Consider the following 18939-nt stretch of genomic DNA (forward strand, 5'->3'; position numbering starts at 1 on the left):
TATAGATGACATCTGAATTTAAAACCAAATTAAAAAGTGTACCCCATCTGTTTTATCAGGGTACACTTGATTTTTACATATATAAACTAGATTAATTACATAATAATATTGAATTTGTCATTTTGTCAAATGATATTTATTAGCTTTTAAAATAACAAAAAGATTAATTCTAATACGAAAAGAGGACTTACATATTGTAAGTCCTCTTTTCTATTCATAAATTATATTACTACAATTTATTATTTATCTTCCTTTTTCTTTCTGAATCCATCTAAGCCGAAGAATCCAAGAATTGAAAGTAAGATTGCACCAATGATACTCATCAAACTACCAGTAGCATCTTGTCCAGTTTGTGGTAAAGCAGCCTTCTTAGGTTCTTCAGCTGGCTTAGCAGCTGGGGCTGGAGTTTCTGCTTGAGCTGGTGCAGCTGGTTCTCCTGGAGTTTCTGGTTGAACCGGTGCAACTGGTGTACTTGGTTGTTCTGCAGGCTGTGCAGGAGTTTCAGGTGTGCTTGGAGTTACAGGAGTTGCTGGTTCTTCATTTTTAACGTAGTGAATTGGAGTATCTTCACCTAAATGATCATGATCAATTGGGTAAGGAGTTCCTGGAGTCAACTTATTACCATTCTTATCAACTGGTGTGTAACCAGGGATATCAGGAATAAGTGGATTACCAGCTTCACTAGGGTTATCTGGGTTATTTGGATAGATGATTGGAGTTGATCCTGGAACATCTGGCACCAAATGACCTAATGCATGGTAGAGAACTGTTACTTCAGAGTTAGATGCATCAGCATTGACTGTTTCAGCACCAACTTTAGGAGTGTCAGTATAGTAACCATTAATTACTGGAGAGTTAACGGCACTGAAGGTATCGTTAACTGGAGTCCAGTTACCATATGAAATGATTTTACCAGTTACTTCATCAAAGGTAGCATCACGACCAAATTTAGTTGATTCAACTACATCTTTAGCAACGGTATTACCTTGATCATCTTTGTAATGAATAGTTCTAGTAATATCTTTAACTAGGTCTTTTTCACCAGTTCCATCTGGATATTTAGGTCCAGTTGGATTATCTGGATCAACAGGTTGTCCTGGTGTACCTGGATTGTCAGGAGTTACTGAACTGGTCTTGTGTTTCAAGACAACCGTAAAGGTTGGATCATCAGTAGTAAATGTGTAATCACCTGGGTAACCGTCGGTTACTAATTCATAACCTTTAGCTTCCAAAGCAGCGATTTCATCTTTAGTACTGTAATCGGACTTAGTTCCAAACTTACCGTCTAAAGTATCACTCTTAATAATACTATCGTTGTTATCTTGATCAACATAGTCAACGTGGGCTTGTTCAGCATTGGCGTGGTAAGTAACAGTTACATTACTATCACTATCATCGGCAGTGGTAGCTGCTTGGCCAACAACTGCTTGATCAGGAGTAAAGCCGGCGATAGCTGGAGAATCAACTGCGGCATAGTTAGAATCAGTTGAAGTCCACTTACCAGTTTCAATGATCTTACCAGTTACTTCATCAAAAGTAATTTCTCTTGTGTACTTAACTTGTTCAGTAACATCTTTAGAAGCTTCGGTTCCATCTGCATATTGGTAGTGGATAGTTCTAGTAATGTTCTTAACTAAGTCTTGTTCACCAGTTCCATCAGGATACTTAGGTCCGTCTGGATTATTAGGATCAACAGGTTGTCCTGGTTTACCAGGATCATCTGGGTTAACAGTCTTGTGTTTGTGTTTCAAGACAACCGTAAAGGTTGGATCATCAGTAGTAAATGTGTAGTCACCTGGGTAACCGTCGGTTACTAATTCATAACCTTGAGCTTCCAAAGCAGCGATTTCATCTTTAGTACTGTAATCGGACTTAGTTCCAAACTTACCGTCTAAAGTATCACTCTTAATAATACTATCGTTGTTATCTTGATCAACATAGTTAACGTGGGCTTGTTCAGCATTGGCGTGGTAAGTAACAGTTACATTACTATCACTATCATCGGCTGTTGTAGCTGCTTGTCCAACGACTGTTTGATCAGGAGTAAAGCCAGCGATAGCTGGAGAATCAACTGCGGCATAGTTAGGATCAGTTGAAGTCCACTTACCAGTTTCAATAATCTTACCAGTTACTTCATCAAAAGTAATTTCTCTAGTGTACTTAACTTGTTCAGTAACATCTTTAGAAGCTTCGGTTCCATCTGCATATTGGTAGTGGATAGTTCTAGTAATGTTCTTAACTAAGTCTTGTTCACCAGTTCCATCAGGATACTTAGGTCCGTCTGGATTATTAGGATCAACAGGTTGTCCTGGTGTACCAGGATCATCAGGGTTAACTGTTTTGTGTTTGTGTTTCAAGACAACTGTAAAGGTTGGATCATCAGTAGTAAATGTGTAGTCACCTGGGTAACCGTCGGTTACTAATTCATAACCTTGAGCTTCCAAAGCAGCGATTTCATCTTTAGTACTGTAATCGGACTTAGTTCCAAACTTACCGTCTAAAGTATCACTCTTGATAATACTATCGTTGTTATCTTGATCAACATAGTTAACGTGGGCTTGTTCAGCATTGGCGTGGTAAGTAACCGTTACATTACTATCACTATCATCGGCAGTGGTGGCAGCTTGTCCAACGACTGCTTGATCAGGAGTAAAGCCAGCGATAGCTGGTGAATCAACTGCGGCATAGTCTGGATTAGTTGATGTCCACTTGCCAGTTTCAATGATCTTACCAGTTACTTCATCAAAAGTAATTTCTCTGGTGTACTTAACTTGTTCAGTAACATCTTTAGAAGCTTCGGTTCCATCTGCATATTGGTAGTGGATAGTTCTAGTAATGTTCTTAACTAAGTCTTGTTCACCAGTTCCATCAGGATACTTAGGTCCGTCTGGATTATTAGGATCAACAGGTTGTCCTGGTTTACCAGGATCATCTGGGTTAACAGTCTTGTGTTTGTGTTTCAAGACAACCGTAAAGGTTGGATCATCAGTAGTAAATGTGTAGTCACCTGGGTAACCGTCGGTTACTAATTCATAACCTTGAGCTTCCAAAGCAGCGATTTCATCTTTAGTACTGTAATCGGACTTAGTTCCAAACTTACCGTCTAAAGTATCACTCTTAATAATACTATCGTTGTTATCTTGATCAACATAGTTAACGTGGGCTTGTTCAGCATTGGCGTGGTAAGTAACAGTTACATTACTATCACTATCATCGGCTGTTGTAGCTGCTTGGCCAACAACTGCTTGATCAGGAGTAAAGCCAGCGATAGCTGGAGAATCAACTGCGGCATAGTTAGAATCAGTTGAAGTCCACTTACCAGTTTCAATGATCTTACCAGTTACTTCATCAAAAGTAATTTCTCTTGTGTACTTAACTTGTTCAGTAACATCTTTAGAAGCTTCGGTTCCATCTGCATATTGGTAGTGGATAGTTCTAGTAATGTTCTTAACTAAGTCTTGTTCACCAGTTCCATCAGGATACTTAGGTCCGTCTGGATTATTAGGATCAACAGGTTGTCCTGGTGTACCAGGATCATCTGGGTTAACAGTCTTGTGTTTGTGTTTCAAGACAACCGTAAAGGTTGGATCATCAGTAGTAAATGTGTAGTCACCTGGGTAACCGTCGGTTACTAATTCATAACCTTGAGCTTCCAAAGCAGCGATTTCATCTTTAGTACTGTAATCGGACTTAGTTCCAAACTTACCGTCTAAAGTATCACTCTTAATAATACTATCGTTGTTATCTTGATCAACATAGTTAACGTGGGCTTGTTCAGCATTGGCGTGGTAAGTAACAGTTACATTACTATCACTATCATCGGCTGTTGTAGCTGCTTGTCCAACGACTGTTTGATCAGGAGTAAAGCCAGCGATAGCTGGAGAATCAACTGCGGCATAGTTAGGATTAGTTGAAGTCCACTTACCAGTTTCAATGATCTTACCAGTTACTTCATCAAAAGTAATTTCTCTAGTGTACTTAACTTGTTCAGTAACATCTTTAGAAGCTTCGGTTCCATCTGCATATTGGTAGTGGATAGTTCTAGTAATGTTCTTAACTAAGTCTTGTTCACCAGTTCCATCAGGATACTTAGGTCCGTCTGGATTATTAGGATCAACAGGTTGTCCTGGTGTACCAGGATCATCAGGGTTAACTGTTTTGTGTTTGTGTTTCAAGACAACTGTAAAGGTTGGATCATCAGTAGTAAATGTGTAGTCACCTGGGTAACCGTCGGTTACTAATTCATAACCTTGAGCTTCCAAAGCAGCGATTTCATCTTTAGTACTGTAATCGGACTTAGTTCCAAACTTACCGTCTAAAGTATCACTCTTGATAATACTATCGTTGTTATCTTGATCAACATAGTTAACGTGGGCTTGTTCAGCATTGGCGTGGTAAGTAACCGTTACATTACTATCACTATCATCGGCAGTGGTGGCAGCTTGTCCAACGACTGCTTGATCAGGAGTAAAGCCAGCGATAGCTGGTGAATCAACTGCGGCATAGTCTGGATTAGTTGATGTCCACTTACCAGTTTCAATGATCTTACCAGTTACTTCATCAAAAGTAATTTCTCTAGTGTACTTAACTTGTTCAGTAACATCTTTAGAAGCTTGAGTTCCATCAGCATATTGATAATGAATTGTTCTAGTAATGTTCTTAGTCAAGTCTTGTTCGCCAGTTCCATCTGGATATTTAGGTCCATCTGGATTGTTAGGATCTACTGGTTGTCCTGGTGTACCAGGATTATCAGGGTTAACTGTTTTGTGTTTGTGTTTCAAGACAACTGTAAAGGTTGGATCTTCAGTAGTGTAAGTGTAACCATCAACTGGGTAACCGTCGGTTACTAATTCGTAACCTTGAGCTTCCAAAGCAGCAATTTCATCTTTAGTACTGTAGTCTGCCTTATCACCAAACTTACCATTTAAAGCATCACTGTGTAATACAGCATTGTTATCATCTTGATCAACATAGTTAACTGTTGCTTTTTCATTGTCAGCCACATAAGGAACTGGAGTATCTTTTCCTGGATCATTTGGATCAATTGGGTAAGGAGTTCCGGGTTTAATTGGATTACCGTCTGGATCTAATGGTGTATAACCAGGATAATTAGGAGTAATTGGTTCTCCAGCCTTGGTAGGATCATCTGGATCATTTGGATATGGTACTGGTGTTCCACCAGGAACTTCTGGAATCAAATTACCTAACTTGTTATAAATAACTAACTTAGTTTGATTTTTACCTTCAGTGACTTGTCCACTAGCTGTTTTCTGATCTGCATAATATCCAGTTACTACTGGAGAAATTGCGCTAACATTAACATCTTGGCCATCGTCAGGAATCCAATCTCCCCAAGTAGTTTCACCAGTTTCATCATTCTTGGTTCCATCACGATGGAAAGTAATTTGTTTTGTTACATCACTAACTGCATTACCGTTAGCATCTTTTAATACTGGTTGACCATCAGCGTATTGATAATGAATAGTTAAGGAACCGGTTCCTTTTTCACTAACTGGTTCGGAAACTCGTTTAACAACAACTGTATAAGCTAATGGTTTTCCACTATTGTAGTCTAAAGTAATTCCGTTATCAGGAACATCACTACTTACTAATGAATAACCATCTTTTTCCAAAGCTGCTAACTCATCTTTAGTTGAGTAGTCTTTATGTTCACCAATTTTACCATCTACATCATCTGTATGAAGAACTTTGTTTCCATCTTGATCTACATAAGTAATGGTAGCGGTTTGTTTGTCAACTACATATGGAATTGTTGTATCTTTTCCAGGATCATCAACTGGAACTGGAGAAGGATCACCAGGAGTTAATACTTTAGATGGATCATTAGGATCAATTGGAACATATCCTGGAATATCAGGAATAGTTGGTTGTTGTGCTTTAGTTGGATCATTAGGATCAATTTGATATGGTTCGTCATGTGAACCATTATCAATTGGATTTCCATCTTTATCAACTGGAACTAGTTTACCCAATGGAGCAACCTCAAATACAATATTACGTGATTGTGGAACATATATGGATCCTAAAGTATAATTTCCAAATCCTGGTCCATTAGTAATTACCCAAGTATATTGGCTAGTTGTTGGATCAAATTGATAATTAGCATCAATATGAATTATGGTAGGTCCATTATATGCAACTAAACCACCTTTACCATTATTTGCAGTTGGATCCCAAGTAGCACTTTTAACTGGTTGTCCATTAGCATCAAACAATTGAACGTCCATGCCACCATGATCATCAGTTTCAGTATAAGTCATGCTGTAACTCTGTTTATAGTGTTTAGTCCATTTAGTTCCTGGCACACCAAAGTTAGAAACAGTCCCTGAAGCATTAGCTGGTTTAGTAGAAATATAATAAGTAGTAGGGATTTCTGGAGGCATTCCAGTCACGTCATAGTGTTGTCCTGCCATTCCTTCATATGAATGTTCAGCCATTACTTCATTTGTGTTTTTATTAATCCAGGTAATCTTTTGCATAACTTTTTCAGGAACAAAAGTCGATGTCTGCCCAAATTTTGTATCAAAGTTTTTTTCAGGACTGTCGTAAGTCCATCCCTTATAGAAGTAATAACCGTCAGGATTTCCTGTCTTGGAATCATTTTCAATATCATCGGGGAAGTAGAAGCCAACATTTTCTTTATCCCATTTTGAATAGACTAAATTAGTAATATTTTTAGAATCGTAACTACTTCCAGAATTATTTAGAACTATGGTATCCAAGATATTGTTATTTTCATCTAATTCGTAATAATAAACAATTCCATCACCATTACGATCAGTTGAAACTATGATTGATTTAACTTTTGATTGTTCCCCATTAAAACGATTTACATCATAGTATCCAAAAGTATAATGTTGAGCATTTGGATCAGTCCAAGGAACACCAGCAGCAGCGTAATCTGGATCAGTAAATGTTACTTTCAATGGATCGGTAGCATCTACTGCTAAATTAGTTTCGGCTGCTTGGGTCTGACTTTGATTAGCATCTTCAGCTGCCTTTTGTGCATCATTTTCTGGTGCTACTTGGTTATCAGCAGCATTTTGAGTTTGATTGTTAGAATTTACATCAGCATCAGCAGTCTTATCTGGTTCAACTACTTGATTTTGTTGATCTGCATTATCTGATTTATTTTGATCTGTGTTTTTATCATCAGAATTTTGATCAGTAGCTGCTTTAGCATCAACTGCTTGGTTCTGATCTACATAACTATCATCAGCTTGGCTTTGATCGCTTGTTGACTTAGTTTGTTCAGTATTAGCTGCTTGGTTTTGATCAGCAGTTTTAGTTTCAGTATTTTGCTTACTATTATCTGCTTCAACGGCCTTGCTAGCATCAGCTTTTGGAGTGGCTGAAGTAATATCTTCTTGTTGCTTAGCATCATCAGTTTTATTTTGATTATTGTTAGTGTCATTATTTTGTTCAGGAGTGCTTACAGCACTCTTACTTTGATCTTGAGTAGCATCTGCTTGGGTAGTCGCTGCCTTTTGGTCATTTTTGTTACTTGTTGCTGCTTTAGTATCATCACTTGATTGTGAAATTACTGGAGCAGTTTTTGTTTCATTTGCTTGAACATTACTATCTTGGGCTTTATCTGTTGCACTATCACTAGTTGTACTAGTGGTATTTTGACTTTGAGTAGTACTTATTGCTGTATCAGCATGTACACTCTTCCCGTTTGATAGAAGTGTTCCACCGACAATTCCAGCTGTAAATGTGGTTACCGTAATGGCACCAAACAACCAGCGTTTGCCCGCTTTATACATTTTATAGTGGGTTTTATTTTCACTATTAAACATGTAAAGACCTACCTTCCATTAATTTTTTGAGTTACCAACAATTTATTTGAAAATATTTGTATAAATAATGAATTGAAACTTTATCTTTAAAAATATTAAAGAATTTACTTAAAAAGACGTAAAAAAAGGGTGTACCTAATCTGTACATTTATGATAAAAATCATCTTAAATATAACTATTAAAAATTAGTATTTTGGCGTTAACCCAATCATTTTAAGTGATAAGCTACATTGATTATCAACAAATTACTTTCCAAAACCCATTATATATGTTGATAGTATTATATGCAAAAATAATATATTTGTTTTTAATTAATAAATTGATTATTTAGTTAAATTTAACCACTTTTAAACATTAATTGTGATAAAAACATACTCTAAAAAGATGTTTTATGAGAAAACATTTATGAATTCAACAATTTAAAAATTAAATAGAAAAATACAAGCAAATTTTACATATTTATAAATTACTTTTTTAAAGTTCTTGACTTACTTTATTATTAAATTCAGTCAATTGATTAATAAGTACTTTGGCATGTTTATGCAAAATAATTCCAGCAGGAGTTAGGATAACTATATTATGTTTAGAATTATGAATGACTAATTCATGCCCTGTATCTTCCTCTAGTCGCCTAATACCCATTGAGATTGCTGGCTGACCAACATTAAAATAATCAGCAACACTACTAAAATTTTTTAATTCAATTAACTTTTCAAAGTATTCTAAATTTCTTACTCTCATTAATATCACCCCCTTTTTTCTACTTTCTACTTTAAGATATTAACCATTTGATTATATTTTATCAAGGTAGTAGTAACATGCATTTAAATCAATTAATAACATCAAAAGATAACAAATACAAAATGAAGTATTCCGTAAAAGATCTATTTTCTAACTTTACGGAATACTTCATTTTTATGTTTATAATTTTTTTAATTACAAATATCTGTTATCTTTTTTTCATATGTTCTTGTAATTGTTTAATGGTAATAATTGGAAGATTGTATTTAATTGCCATTAATTCCAAGTAGTCTTTGCGAGCCATACTACCATCCGGCATAATAATTTCACAAATTGCACCAACTTCTGGTTCATCAGCTAATTTAGCCAAATCAATTGCTGCTTCGGTATGTCCGTTACGAGCTAAAACACCACCATCATCGGCAACTAATGGAAACATATGTCCTGGATGCACAAAATCATTTGGCTTAGCATTTTTATCTGCTAATTTGTTAATGGTTGCAGTTCTGTCATAAGCAGAGACTCCAGTCGTAACGCCAGTAGATTCATAGTTACCATCTAAGGGAGTATAAAAAGAGGTTTTATTAATTTCGGTATTGTTTTCAACCATTGGTTTTAAATCTAGTTGATCAGCAATTGCTTTAGAAATTGGAGCACAAAGAAGTCCACGAGCATGTGTAATAATAAAATTAACACTCTCAGGCGTAATCGTGGCACCCAATCCGACTAAATCACCTTCATTTTCTCGATCTTCATCATCAGAGACAATTACTAATCCTCCATTTTTTAATCTTGTTATTACATCTTCCATCTTTGAATATTCCATAGTAGACTACTCCTTCGTATATAAATACAAATAATATTATTACCAATTAGATTACTTTTATATTCTACATTTAAAACGAACTATAATCAACACTAATTCTATAAACATACGTTTTTAATTAAAATATATTCATTTATATATTAAAAACAATGAAAAATACGCTTCAAAAACGAAATATGTGTTTTCATAAAAATAAAGAAGTCAGAATGACAAACTCATCATTCTAACTTCTTTATTAAAAAATTATTTAATCCTCTACTACATCTTCTTGGACATCTCGAATTTGTCTGCGTGAATAAGCAAAAACTGGAATCCCTATCAAGTAGCTGACTAACACAAAAATCAAGTATTGAATCCCAGCACAATAGGCAATCACTGACACTCCTATAATTGTAAACGTCGCAATCAACAATGATTTTAAATTATTTTTCAGACTAACTTTAAATAGATATAATGCGGAAAACAAATATGGCACAATAATTAATCCACCGACCATGGAAAGACAAAATTCAAAGGGATTTTTGAAAAAATGCATCGATATCATAATCAATTCAACTAAAATCACGGTTGCTAACAACGAATTAGTTGGTACTTTGGCACGATTTCGTTGTTTGAAAAACTGTGGAAAGGTGCCGCTTTCAGCCCCAATCGTTGGCATTTCAATTAAAACTACCATCCAACTGACCCAACTAGACAAAATAGCAATAATTGCACCAAAGGTCATAATTATCTTTCCAATCGGTCCCATCACGTACTGCATAATTGTTGAAGTGGAGATTCCAGCTAAATTACCGATTTCTCCATAACTCATTAATCCTAATGGCAAAATGGAAGTTAATGAAAATAATGCAATCGCAATTATAAAACCATTTTTGGTTGCTTTCCGTACTTCATGTTGACTTTTAGCTTTCCCTGCCAACACAATCCCGGATTCAATCCCAACAAATTCAAATAAAGTGGTTAACATTGCTCCCTTAACTTGGGAAAAGAGCGGTCCCCGCGATGAATCATGTAAATGACTAATCGTTTGATCAGCAAATGGATTCGTTGTAAAAGTTTTCCAATTCATCATGACAATCATGGTTACCACAAAAAAACCAATCACTAAAATTAAAATTATAATCCCTAGAATACTAGCAGTACTTGTCGAATTAATCCCTCTTAATAACAAAAGACTAATTAACCACAGCACAATTGATCCGGCCAAAATTGATAACCAACTATTGCTGCTAGTAAAGGTTTGCGGCCAAAAAGAACTTAAAATCGTCATCAATAAAATTGAATAACCTGCAACATCAAAAGCCTGGCAAATCCAATAACTCCAACTAACTAAAAAAGCAGCAAAATTACCAAATCCAGCTTCTGCATACTGGTATAAACCATTGGTAAATTGTGGTTCTTTTTCAGAAAGCAGCATAAAAGTCGTAACTAAGCTACCAATAATTAAGGTAGCGACTACCCAAGCAATAATTTGTGCAATCAGTCCGCCTTTAATCGCCATATTTTGCGGCAAATCATAAATTCCACCTCCACACATTGCGGAAACAATTAATGCCATTAAGGTAAATGAACCTACTCCCGGTTTTATAGACTTTTTCGGTTTCATGTTTTTAATTCTCCTCGCATTTTAATTACTCACAAAAAAAGAAGTAAACGCTACCAATTAGCAGCCATTTATTACTTCTAAATGCGGCATGATCTTCTTTAATCAGTAAACAATGGTTAAAAAAGACAAAAAACACCTTACCATAATTTTTAATTATTTGCCATTTTGCTTTACAAAAGCTGATCACTTGGATAATGATGTCCATGATGTTTTAAAACATGAGATCCATGATTGTAAGCCATCTCTACAATAGTAAGAATATGTGGATCTCTTAAACTATACAAAATTCTTTTTCCATCACGTTCTACAGATACTAACTGGTGCTTCTTCAATAATGATAGCTGATGTGAAACCGTCGATTGTTCTAAATCCAATTTTTTCACAATGGTGGAAACATCTAGCGCATTATTTTCTAATAGAAATAAGATTTTTAACCGCGTTTCATTACTTAACAATTTAAATATTTTACTAGTTTCTGCAATTTTATCCGCATTAATAATGCTTTCACCTCTTTTTAAAATAAATTCATAATAAAGTTGAATCCATGTTTAATCAAACCGCTATCAAACATTACATAAATTCCAATTACGATATAACAAATTTTCATTAAAATTTCGCCATATTTATCAATAATTAATTGAACTACTTCATTTTTTTCAATTAATTTCAACAATAACACAATTATTATAGTTAAAAATCCAATGTAGAATAATGTTTCCAAGAAAATTGGAAACGTTTCGCCTAATAGAACTGGTAGAAAAATTGAAAGATTACAACCAGCGCAAACTGATAAATAAGTTACTAAAACGATTATGATTGGCGACTTACTTTTAACATCAGCTTTTTCATCGTCATCACCCTTTAACGCTAAATAGATTGGAATAACCCCAAGTATCCCTAGAATCCATTCTGGTAAAAAACTTTCTAGTAATTTCCCTGCAAAGAAACTAAGACTTAGTAAAATGATATTTCCCAATAAATAGCCAATTATTACTTTAGATAATGGAAATAATTTTAGCAAAAATAAAAGCATAATAAAAAAATCTAGATTAACTGCTACAAACGTTAAAGTTAATAGTCCAATGTTCATTATATTAACCACCTTTCATATGAACATAATAACATATGTAACCAAAAAAATAAGCTGCTAATAATTAGCGGCTTATTTTTAGACTTAAATTAATTTGCTTTCTTTTAATAATTCCTCAATCCAAGTCCCCTTAACTTTCTTCAATAACAATTTTGCTCCTAATTTTTCTGTTATTGGTAAGTCCATTTCTTCCAATGTTTTTTGATCATTTAAATAGTACATGGCACTCATCAAAGTTCTAATATCAAAAACAGATGGATAGACTTCTGGAACAGTATGGTCAATCTTTAATAACTCATAAACAGCTTCGATAGCAGTTCGAACTGAATATTCTGTAGTAAAGACAACGTCTCTTGTACCTGAATCAGCAAAGTTACCAATGAATGCTAAATTAGTTGAACCTGCTGGGACAACATCTGGACGATCATCCGCAGTTCGCAACTGAAAATAACTAGTAATAAATGGCATGTAATCTGGAATTGCTTGAATATTCTTAATATCGGACATCTCTGCAATTTTATCTTCAGGAACTCCCAAATGATACAAAAGTTCTTCCGTCAATTCTTTTCCGGAACATTCAGGCATGCGCTTTTGGATATAATTACCTTTCGTATCTGAATATAAACCGTACAACCATAAAATTACTTCATCTTTTGGCTGACCTTTATAAGCAGGCTGGCGATGAATGGTAAAACTCATCCCCCAATTTGAATCGGTAATAGTAATAATTCCGCCAGTCTCACATTTATCATAATTAAATAACGGACGTTTAGTTAACTTTTCAATATAAGGAGCGATATCTTTGTTTTTCAAAGTTAATGTAGCACTGGTCTTCCATGCTTTTTCAGGAATAGTTTTACAAAAAACATCCGGATGTCCAAATCGACTATCTTGAGCAGCCAATTTTTCCCATAGTTTCCAACTTCCACCTAATGACTCGTTTGGAATTGGTGCTTCATCATGTGAGCCATAAGTAGTTGATTCTGTAATCGAACCATTAGTAACGAACACTAAATCCATTGGATCTACAGTAATGGATTTGCTTTTACCATTTTGAGTAAGATCAATCTTGTGAGCTGCAATTTGATCCCCATCATGTTTAACTTCTACATTTTCTACTTGAGTTTGATATTCAAAATTAACCTGATGATCTTTTAAGTAAGCTACTAAAGGTTCACTCATTGATTGATAATCATCATAACGGTTAAATTTCAAAGCAGTAAAATCAGTTAAACCATCTACGTGGTGAATAAAACGCATTAAATAACGACGCATTTCTGCTGCTGACTGCCATCTTTCAAAAGCAAACATAGTCTGCCAATCAGTCCAAAAGTTAGAAGCAAAAAAGTTGTCATCAAAAACATCTTCAATCGTTTTACCATCTAGTTTGCTTTCTGGAACCAACACTAAATCAATCATTTCTTTTAATGCTTTATAATCCAGAGTATATTCATTATCATTTTTAAGTTGTTGTCCGCGATTATGAATTAAACGACAGTTAGATTTGTTAGGATCTTCTTTATCTACATAATAATATTCATCTAAACAGCTTTTCCCTGGTTCATCTAAAGAAGGTACTGAACTATATAAATTCCACAAACACTCATAGTGATCTTCCATTTCTCGACCACCAGGTGATACATACCCGCCGTTAATATCTTTAAATGCTTCCAAAGATCCACTTGCCTGATCTTTTTCTTCAAAAATTGTGATATTTTTACCAGGCATATATCCATCTCGAATTAAAATCACTGCTGATGCTAATCCAGCTAAACCTGCACCCACAATGTAAGCATGACGCTTCTCCACCCCATCAGTTTTTTTAGGGTGTACCAAATTATAATAATTTCCTGTCGCATATTTAACCATTATTAATTGCCTCTTCTCAAAAGATTGTTCACTATTCCACAAACTAAACTTTAAAACAAAATCGCAATTAAAACAATTAAATAAATTGAAAAATAAGACATTTAAAGGAAAATTAATTAATAGGATAATTGCACACCTTATTTTATTAGTGGGGTGATGTTCCAATTATTTATTAGAATATAAAAAATCCCCGCCATTTAGCGAGGATTTATCCTCTTGCAACCAAACTTACTAATTGAATAATGCTCTTCCTTTTCAGTAATAAATCTACACCTCCTTCTTTAATATCTTGACTTTATTACTTAGAGTGTACTCTAAGTCAAGAAAAAAGAACTTTCATTAAAAATGAAAGTTCTTAAATCAATATAAATAGTTTCCTTAAAATATTAGTGCTTATATCTTTAAATTTAAAATAAGTTTAACTGTTAAATATCTATTATTCTTTATATAGGGATTAATATTTTTAGTTCTAAAAACAACTACGGTTAAATAAATATATTTTATCTTCATCTAAAAGTAACAATTCAATCAAGAATTAGTTTTAAGCGTTAATATTAATTATTAATTGAATTAGCTGGATTACCTACTACTAAATCATTATCAGGCACATTTTTAGTAACAATTGAACCTGCTCCCACAATTGCATTTTCACCAACTGTAACCCCTGGCAAAATGATTGATCCTGCACCTACCCAAGCATTCTTTTTAATATGAACTGACTTAGGAACAATATTTCTTCTTTGTTCGGGATCTTTGACATGGTTAACTGAAATTAAAGTTACTCGAGGACCAATTAAAACATGATCCTCAAGATAAATACCTCCAAGATCTACAAACATACAGTCAGCATTAACAAAAACATGATTACCTAAAAAAATATGTCCGCCAAAGTCAGTATTAAGCGGCTGACTTACCTCAGTTCCTTCTGGAACATCATAATTTAAAATTTCACTTAATATTTTCCTACGTTTAAGTTCATCAGGTTCCTGATTAAACTGAATTACTAACGAATTGGTGTAACGTTGAATTTTTTCTATTTCTCTAAATTCAGGATCATTAAAATTTAACACTTTACCTTCAAGGGCCCGATTAAAAATTTTATCTTTTTTTTGATTATTATTCATAATAGCTCCTTAAATGTTTATTGTATTAAATTCCTTGATCAGTTGGACGTACTAATATCTCATTAATATCAACATTGTCAGGCTGACTCATCATGAAGACGGCAATTTCTGCGATATCTTCTGGGTATAACCAGCCATTTTTAGTACTGTTATTAGCTGTTTCAATTTGTTCTCTAATCTTATCGTCATTAATAGTCGACATCAAGTTGGTATTTACCGCACCAGGTGAAACAATCCCAGTCTTAATTCCATTTTGATGCTGTTCTTGTCTTAAGCCTTCCATAATAGCACGCACTGCAAATTTAGAACCATTGTAAACAGCTGAACCAGGATAAACAACATGACCAGCTACTGAATCGGTTGCCATAATCAAACCGTTTCCTTGTTTCTTCATTTGTGGTACTGCTGCGACAATTCCATTTAATACACCCATAATATTAGTGTTTAAAATTGCTTGCCATTCTGCTAATTTTTTAGGATCATCAACCATTCCTTGTGGCATAATCCCAGCATTGTTATAAAGAACATCTAACTTGCCAAACTTTTCAATAGCTAGATCCACCAAAGCCTGTACATCTTCTGATTTAGTTACATCAGTCAATTTGTAAGCAAAGTTTTCTGGATGAGAAACTTCCATTGCCATCTTTTCTAATTTTGCTTGGTTACGCGAACCAACTACCACCTTAGCCCCTCTTTCAAGTGCTAATTTTGCGGTTGCTTCACCCATTCCTGATGATCCGCCTGTGATTACTACTACTTTATTTTTAATTGTCATTATAAATTCCCCTTTCAATTTGACTAAGCTAAATATAAACCTTAACGTTAAGGTTAAGTCAAGAAAGGAGCTTATAATTTATGAAAATTAAAGAAGTTAGTGAAATAACGGGTTTAACCGCAGTAACTCTTCGTTATTATGAAAAAAGCGGACTGATTGCACCAATTCAAAGAAAAAATGGAATTCGTAATTACACTGAAACAGACTTAGAAGCCATCAACTTTATCAAATGCATGAGAAGAGCAGGTCTTTCTGTTAAATCATTAGTTGAATATATGGATTTATTTAATCGTAATGAGGATACGACCAGTCTTAGAAGACAAATTTTAGCCACAGAACAACAAAAGTTAAAAAAGCAAATTAAAATCATGCAAAAATCTGTAAACATTATTGATCATAAGTTAGAATTATATGATCAAGGAGCCTTCAAAAACGTTCATTAAAATTAATTAGTTAAAACTTCTTTTTTAGTAATCATTATTTACCTTCTAATAATTTAATTATAAATAAAAAAATAACTGTCTAATAGACAGTTATTTTTAGTATAAATGGGCAGCCAAGGAATTGAACCTCAATCTTTCGGACAAAGGATCCGCTGCTCTAGCATTTGAGCTAGCCGCCCAGAACCCTACTTAATTATTCTAACATCTTATTAAAAAATTTCAACAATTGATTGGATAAACAACGTGAAAAGTTTCCAAAACCATTTTAGCGGTTTTTGGTTCAAACTGCTGTCCCATCTCTTGATATTCCTTAACAAAAAAATCTTGATGAACTTTTCTCCAATAACTTAGAGTTCGATCACCCTCACCTTCTTGATAAGCATGTTTTTCATTAACATCTAAATAATTACAGATTTTAACATCATCATTCTGAATGATACAAAATGGATCATCATTTCCATCTAAAATTACATCATATGCATTTTTAATAGGTAATGGTTCATCAGTTTCATACAAATCTAAGGCACTAGTAGTTGCAGTCTTAGTCCCAGTCAAAACCAAATGCGCTAATTTATCGGATTCAACGCCATATTGATAACTAGCTTGTAACTTGGCATCACTTGAAATTGCATGAGATGCTTTGGCTTGTTCAAAATACTCTAAAGGCGTCATCAGAAAATCCTTTGCATTGTTATTAGTGTCCTGCAGTCATCTTTATTCCAATAATACCAATAATTAACAATGCAATAAATACCCAAGTTATCATGGGAATTTGATCTTTGAAAAAGATTACTCCAACAATGATAGAACCAACAGCGCCAATCCCCGTCCAAACTGGATAGGCAATACTTAAAGGCAAATGTTTAACTGCTAAAGCTAGAAATCCAAAACTTAATATCATTCCTAAAATAGTAGTAATACTAAAAAATAAATTTGTAAAACCGTTACTTAATTTCATTGTAGTTGCCCAAACAACCTCAAATATTCCTGCAATTATCAAATAGATCCACGTCATTTTATTTATTCTCCTTAAAAAAATAAAAGCATCTATAAAGTTCTTCATTGACCTAATGAACTCCATAAATGCTTTCTCGCCCGGTGGCGATTAATATTAAATTATTTTAAATTGATAATACTAAATTAAATAATCAATGTCAATTAACTTTTGATTTCATCTAAATCTAGACCAAGTGCATTAGCCACTCTTGTGCCATAATCTGGATCAGCTTGATAAAATTGTCTTGTTTCTAAAACTTGAATCTCATGATTATCAACCGACCCAAGTCCTTTTTTAATCGTAGCAATTAATCGATCTTGTTCTTCTTTACTATACAAGCGATACAGATCTCCAGCTTGTGTGTAGAAGTCCTGGTCATAGGGTTTATAAGTGCCAGTTTCTCCATGAAGTTGGGCTGGTTTTACAGCTGCATTAGGATCTTCGACTGGACCGCCTTTACTATTAGGTTCGTAATTAACACCATTTCCTTGATGATCAGCCATTGCCCCATCTCGTTCATAAGTATGAACTTCATTTTTAGGCCGATTAACTTCTAATTGTTCAAAATTGGCACCTAAACGATATCGTTGCGCATCTTTATATCCAAATAATCGTCCTTGCAATAGTTTGTCTGGAGAAGCTTCAATTCCTGGGACTAAATTGGCAGGTGAAAAAGCGATTTCTTCCACTTCGTCAAAATAATTAGTTGGATTTTCATTTAAAGTAAATTCTCCAACTTCTTGTAGTGGATAATCATGATGAGAAACAACTTTGGTAACATCAAAAATATCATCGTGATAATCAAGTCCAGCTTGATAAGGAATGATTTGTACACAAACTTTCCAAGTTGGATAATTATGATTTTTGATTGCATCATATAAATCATGTAGTAAGTAATCTGTGTCTTCAGAAGCTGCTTTTGCAGCAACTTCATCAGTCATATTTTTGACTCCCTGCTGACTAATAAAGTGATATTTAACCCAAACCGCTTCACCATCTTTGTTAACCCATTTATATGTGTGACTGCCATATCCATTCATGTTTCGATAACTAGCTGGATTACCACGGTCACCCATTAAGTAAGTAACTTGATGTACTGATTCGGGTGAATGTGACCAAAAATCCCATTGCATTTCATCATCACGCATATGTGTTTGTGGATCTCGCTTTTGCGAATGAATGAAATCAGGAAACTTCAACGGATCATTAATAAAGAAGACCGGGGTATTATTTCCAACAATGTCATAATTACCATCACGAGTGTAAAACTTAAGTGCATATCCACGAACATCGCGAATTGTATCAGGATATCCAGCTTCTCCAGCAACTTGAGAAAAACGAGCTGCCATTGGTGTTTCTTTTCCAACATCATTAAATAAGTCCGCCTTGGTGTACTTGCTCATATCATGAGTAAGTTTAAAGACTCCCTTGGCTCCTGCACCTTTCGCGTGAACAACTCTTTCTGGAATTCGTTCCCGGTTAAAATGTGCTAGCTTTTCTAAAAGTTGATAATCCTGCATCAAAACAGGTCCACGAACTCCAGCAGTTTGAGAATGTTCATTATTAGCCCATGGTTGTCCGGCTTTAGTGGTTAATTTTTTTGTCATAGTAGTTGCTCTATCTGTCGTTATATTAATTGCATGCAATT

The 18939-nt window shown here is 34.5% G+C and carries 13 protein-coding genes and 1 tRNA gene; 1 reads left to right on the forward strand and 13 read right to left on the reverse strand.

Annotation, left to right across the window (positions count from 1 at the left end; all coding sequences use genetic code 11):
* Positions 1–239: 239 nt before the first annotated feature.
* The 9 genes from AC0GLR_RS07045 to AC0GLR_RS07085 all read right to left on the reverse strand — a co-directional run bounded on the left by AC0GLR_RS07045 (position 240) and on the right by AC0GLR_RS07085 (position 15851).
* Positions 240–7820, reverse strand: coding sequence for a mucin-binding protein (locus AC0GLR_RS07045; protein WP_495604741.1), 7581 nt, complete (start codon positions 7818–7820; stop codon positions 240–242).
* Between the two features lie 474 nt (positions 7821–8294).
* Entirely contained in the window at positions 8295–8561 is a 267-nt protein-coding gene (locus AC0GLR_RS07050; RefSeq protein ID WP_495604742.1) for a LysR family transcriptional regulator, read from the reverse strand.
* A 208-nt stretch (positions 8562–8769) separates the two neighbouring features.
* Complete coding sequence (gene ribB, locus AC0GLR_RS07055) at positions 8770–9387, reverse strand: 3,4-dihydroxy-2-butanone-4-phosphate synthase (RefSeq protein ID WP_495604743.1); 618 nt, start codon at positions 9385–9387, stop codon at positions 8770–8772.
* 247 nt (positions 9388–9634) lie between these two features.
* On the reverse strand, positions 9635–10993 hold the full coding sequence (locus AC0GLR_RS07060) for an amino acid permease (protein ID WP_495604744.1): 1359 nt from the start codon (positions 10991–10993) through the stop codon (positions 9635–9637).
* Between the two features lie 170 nt (positions 10994–11163).
* Positions 11164–11448: an ArsR/SmtB family transcription factor gene (locus tag AC0GLR_RS07065; RefSeq protein ID WP_495604745.1), complete on the reverse strand. Its 285-nt coding sequence runs from the start codon at positions 11446–11448 to the stop codon at positions 11164–11166.
* A 59-nt stretch (positions 11449–11507) separates the two neighbouring features.
* Positions 11508–12083, reverse strand: coding sequence for a cadmium resistance transporter (locus AC0GLR_RS07070; RefSeq protein WP_495604746.1), 576 nt, complete (start codon positions 12081–12083; stop codon positions 11508–11510).
* A gap of 84 nt (positions 12084–12167) precedes the next feature.
* Complete coding sequence (locus AC0GLR_RS07075; protein ID WP_495604747.1) at positions 12168–13952, reverse strand: oleate hydratase; 1785 nt, start codon at positions 13950–13952, stop codon at positions 12168–12170.
* Between the two features lie 554 nt (positions 13953–14506).
* Complete coding sequence (locus tag AC0GLR_RS07080; RefSeq protein ID WP_495604748.1) at positions 14507–15076, reverse strand: DapH/DapD/GlmU-related protein; 570 nt, start codon at positions 15074–15076, stop codon at positions 14507–14509.
* Between the two features lie 25 nt (positions 15077–15101).
* Positions 15102–15851: an SDR family oxidoreductase gene (locus AC0GLR_RS07085; RefSeq protein WP_495604749.1), complete on the reverse strand. Its 750-nt coding sequence runs from the start codon at positions 15849–15851 to the stop codon at positions 15102–15104.
* Positions 15852–15931: 80 nt separating this feature from the next.
* On the opposite strand from AC0GLR_RS07085, the gene AC0GLR_RS07090 reads away from it, so the two are divergent.
* The gene (locus AC0GLR_RS07090) at positions 15932–16294 is read left to right on the forward strand and encodes a MerR family transcriptional regulator (protein ID WP_495604750.1); all 363 of its coding nucleotides are present in this window, start codon (positions 15932–15934) and stop codon (positions 16292–16294) included.
* Positions 16295–16400: 106 nt separating this feature from the next.
* Here AC0GLR_RS07090 and AC0GLR_RS07095 read toward each other — a convergent pair.
* From AC0GLR_RS07095 to AC0GLR_RS07110, 4 genes are all read right to left on the reverse strand, one after another.
* A tRNA-Lys gene (locus AC0GLR_RS07095) sits at positions 16401–16473 on the reverse strand.
* Between the two features lie 40 nt (positions 16474–16513).
* Complete coding sequence (locus AC0GLR_RS07100; protein ID WP_495604751.1) at positions 16514–16966, reverse strand: ASCH domain-containing protein; 453 nt, start codon at positions 16964–16966, stop codon at positions 16514–16516.
* Positions 16967–16988: 22 nt separating this feature from the next.
* Positions 16989–17309, reverse strand: a complete 321-nt coding sequence (locus AC0GLR_RS07105) for a DMT family transporter (RefSeq protein WP_495604752.1) — start codon at positions 17307–17309, stop codon at positions 16989–16991.
* A 143-nt stretch (positions 17310–17452) separates the two neighbouring features.
* Entirely contained in the window at positions 17453–18898 is a 1446-nt protein-coding gene (locus AC0GLR_RS07110) for a catalase (RefSeq protein WP_495604753.1), read from the reverse strand.
* Between the last annotated feature and the right edge of the window lie 41 nt (positions 18899–18939).

It is taken from the genome of Fructilactobacillus sp. YLN 2412 (assembly GCF_059488745.1).